At 75.1% G+C, this 3,656-nt stretch carries 3 protein-coding genes; 2 read left to right on the forward strand and 1 reads right to left on the reverse strand.

Annotated elements, in window-relative coordinates; translation table 11 throughout:
• The first annotated feature begins 168 nt into the window (after nucleotides 1–168).
• Complete coding sequence (locus ACFV6I_RS34250; RefSeq protein WP_380429640.1) at nucleotides 169–945, forward strand: (2Fe-2S)-binding protein; 777 nt, start codon at nucleotides 169–171, stop codon at nucleotides 943–945.
• A 70-nt stretch (nucleotides 946–1,015) separates the two neighbouring features.
• On the opposite strand, the gene ACFV6I_RS34255 is transcribed toward ACFV6I_RS34250, so the two are convergent.
• On the reverse strand, nucleotides 1,016–1,768 hold the full coding sequence (locus ACFV6I_RS34255) for an FCD domain-containing protein (protein WP_363371043.1): 753 nt from the start codon (nucleotides 1,766–1,768) through the stop codon (nucleotides 1,016–1,018).
• Between the two features lie 179 nt (nucleotides 1,769–1,947).
• On the opposite strand from ACFV6I_RS34255, the gene ACFV6I_RS34260 reads away from it, so the two are divergent.
• The gene (locus tag ACFV6I_RS34260) at nucleotides 1,948–3,480 is read left to right on the forward strand and encodes an APC family permease (RefSeq protein WP_380429643.1); all 1,533 of its coding nucleotides are present in this window, start codon (nucleotides 1,948–1,950) and stop codon (nucleotides 3,478–3,480) included.
• Nucleotides 3,481–3,656 lie beyond the last annotated feature (176 nt).

The raw sequence follows: 3,656 nt of genomic DNA on the forward strand, positions 1-3,656 counted from the left end.
GGGGGGGCGCCGGGGGGGGGGGGGGGGGCCGCGCCCCCGGGCGGCGCCGGGGGGGGGGGCGCGCCCCCCGGCCGCCCCCCCCACGGCGCGGTACCGTTCCTCCGCGCGCCCGAACGCACCGATCACACCGATCACCCGAGCGCCCTGAACGCCCTGGAGGCCCGCCCGATGCCCGTCGACCGCCCCGCCGACGGCACCGGGAACGTCGGCCGCCCCGACTACGGCCGACTCGCCGCCGTCGGCCCGTACTTCGCGCTCGACACCCCCGCCGAACCCGGCGCGGGACCGCCCCCGGGCTTCCGGCCGCTGCCCGAGCTGTACGGCACCGGCGCGCCGGCGCGGCGGGCCGGGGGGATCGGGGGGGTGGGCCAGCGTCGCGCCCCCCCCGCCCCCCGGGTCGCGCGGAGGTACCCCCACCTCGGACTGGCCGCCCGCTTCTGGTCGGTGGGCCTCGGGGCGGCCGTCCTGTTGGGTACGGTCCCGACGCTGGAGCACGCCTGGGTGCGGATCCCGGATCAGGGGCCGCTCGACCTCTGGACGCCGCCGGAGCCCCCGCTCCCCGCCCCGTTCCCCGCTTCGCTCCCCACTCCGCTCCCGCTCGCCGACCAGCTGTACGAGGCCGTCCTGGTAGGCCAGTTGGAGCCGCTGGCGGCGGCGGTGCGGTCCGCCGTCCCGCTCTCCGCCCGGCTGCTGACGGGCAACGCCGCCTCCGCCCTGGCCGGTACGCTGCGAGTCCTGGACGCCCACGCGCCGGGCCCCGCACGGGCGTTGGTCGCGGAGCTGCTCGCGCGCCCGCCGCTGGCCGGCACCGGGACGCTGCGGACCGGCCCGCGCGGCGCAGCCTTCCGACGGACGAGCTGCTGCCTGTACTACCGGGTGGGGCCGGGCGCCGGGGTCTGCGGCGACTGCTGCTTCACCCGGCCTCCCGCGCCAAAACGGGGCTGATACATCCAGGAGTGCAGGTCATATCCGGGCCTCCGGTCAGCCGTCGTCCGTCAGCCGTGTCCGTCAGCCATCAGCCGTCGCCCGCCAGCTGGAGGTGCCCCCGCACCAGGTGGTGCACGCAGGCGACGGTGTGCACCTCGGCGGCGGCCCGGGCCCCGGCCGCGTCGCCGGCCAGGACGGCGACCAGGATCTCCCGGTGCTGCTCGGCGAACCGTTCCTGGTCGGGGCCGTGCGGTGCGGGCAGCCAGAGCAGCGGCCCGAGTTCGGCCTGGAGCCGGACGGCGAGCCGGGTGAGGCGCACGGACTGGGCGGCGACGGCGAGTTCGATGTGGAAGCGGGCGTCGGCGCGGCGCTGCTCGGCGGGCCCGGCGGCGTCGCGCAGGTCGTGCACCAGCCGGGTGAGCCGGGGCGCGAGGTCGGCGGGGGCGCGTTCGGCGGCGAGCCGGGCGGCGGTGCCGGAAACGGCCAGTTCCTCGTCGCCGAGATCGCGCAGGTCGACGGTGGCGAGGTCACGCAGCCGGGCGAGTTGGAGGCGTTCGGAGCCCTCGCCGGGGGTGCGGACGAAGCTGCCGCCGTTGCGGCCGCGCCGGGTCTCGATCAGGTCGGCCTCGCGGAGCAGGGCGAGCGCCTCGCGGACGGTGCCGTTGGCGACGCCGAGCCGGTCGGCGAGGTCGTTCTCACTGGGCAGTTGGTCCCCGTCGGCGACCAGGCCGAGGGCGATCGCCTCGGTGATCCGGCGGGCCACGGCATCGGCGCGGCCGAGGTCGGTCAATGGCGCGAGGACGGCGCTGAGCAGCGGGGTCGTGCTCCCGATCGTCGCCACGCCGGCCCCCTCCTCGATCACCGTCGGACTGGGTGCTCCCGGCAGGGTACCTCCCGGTCGGGCACGCACCCTTGCCGCTAGAAACCCGATCTCATATGTTTTCCCGCGATCCCGGTCCGAGCACCACCCCCGGTAAGCCCTCACGCGTCACGCCACGTTCCCAGGAGCAGGAGCAGGTCATGACCGATGCCAGCGCACGTGCCACCTCCCCGACCGGCCCCCTCCCCCCTCAGGGCCCCGACATCGATGCCGATGCCGATGCCGCTCGGCTGGCCGCCCTCGGCTACACCTCCGAGTTCAAACGCGACATGAGCCTCTGGGCGAACTTCTCCCTCGGCTTCACCTACCTCTCCCCGGTCGTCGGCGTGTACACACTCTTCGCCTCCTCCCTCGCGACCGCCGGCCCGCCGATGGTGTGGAGCTTCCTGATCGCCGGGGTCGGCCAGTTGCTGGTGGCGCTGGTGTTCAGCGAGGTGGTCGCCCAGTTCCCGGTGGCGGGCGGGGTGTACCCGTGGGCGCGCCGGCTCTGGGGCCGCACCTGGGGCTGGCTGACCGGCTGGGTGTACCTGCTGGCGCTGATGTCCACCATCGCGGCGGTCTCCTACGGCGCCGGCCCGTACGTGGCCGCGCTGCTGGGCGTCGAACCGAGCACAGCGACGACCGTCTGGTGCGCGCTCGGCCTGCTGCTGCTCGCCACCGTGATCAACCTGGGCGGCACCAAGGTGCTGTCGGCGGCGGCCGTGTTCGGCTTCGCCGCCGAGCTGCTGGGCGCTCTGGCGGTCGGCGCCTGGCTGCTGCTGACCCACCGCTACCACGGCCTCGGCGTGGTCTTCGACCGCTTCGGCGCGGGCGACGGCGGCTCATACACCGACGCCTTCCTGGCCGCCGGACTGATCGCGGTCTTCCTCTTCTTCGGCTTCGAGGCGTGCGGCGACGTCGCCGAGGAGGTGCCGAACCCCGGTCGACAGATCCCCAAGTCGATGCGGCGCACCCTCTACGTCGGCGGCGCGGCGGCGATCGGCGTCAGCCTGGCGCTGGTGATGTCGATCCAGGACATCGGCGCGGTGGTCTCCGGCGACGACAAGGACCCGGTGGCCTCGGTGCTGCACGACGCGTTCGGCGCCACCGGCGCCCGGGTGGTGATCGGCGTGGTGCTGATCTCGTTCCTGTCCTGCGTGCTGAGCCTCCAGGCGGCGGCGAGCCGGCTGGCGTACTCCTTCGCCCGGGACCGGATGATCGTGGGCAGCCGGCTGCTCGCCACCGTCTCGGACCGCCTGCGGGTGCCGCTGTACGCGCTGCTGCTCGCGGCGGCAGTGCCGGGCGTGATCATCGTCGGCGCCTCGGCGCTCTCCGAGGGCGCCCTGACGAAGATCATCTCCTTCTCCAGCATCGGCATCTACCTGGCCTTCCAGATGGTGGTGCTGGCCGCCCTGCGCGCCCGGCTGCGCGGCTGGCGCCCGAGCGGGGACTTCCGGCTCGGCCGCTGGGGCCTGGCGGTGAACATCGGCGCGCTGGTGTACGGGCTCGCCGCGATCGTCAACATCTGCTGGGGCCGCACCCCGGACGCCGCCTGGTACGACGACTACCTCGTGCTGCTCTCGGCCGTGGCGGTGCTCGCGGCCGGCGGGCTCTACCTGCTGCTGGCCCGCCCGCACCTGCGCAGCGACGCCCCGTCCGGCGACGCGACGACCCCTGCCGGGGACGCCCGATGACCCTCACCCCTGGAGGAATCCCCGTCGCCGCCTTCGGCCGCGTCCCGGACGACGGGCACCCCGAAGGCGCGCCATGAGCCCGGAGTCATGAACCCGGAGTCACGGAACCGGAGTTACGAAACCGGAGCCATGAGTCCGGAGCCGCGAAACCGGCCCGCGCCCGGCTTGTCCAGAGC

This window comes from Kitasatospora sp. NPDC059803 (genome assembly GCF_042732255.1).
GTDB lineage: Bacteria > Actinomycetota > Actinomycetes > Streptomycetales > Streptomycetaceae > Kitasatospora.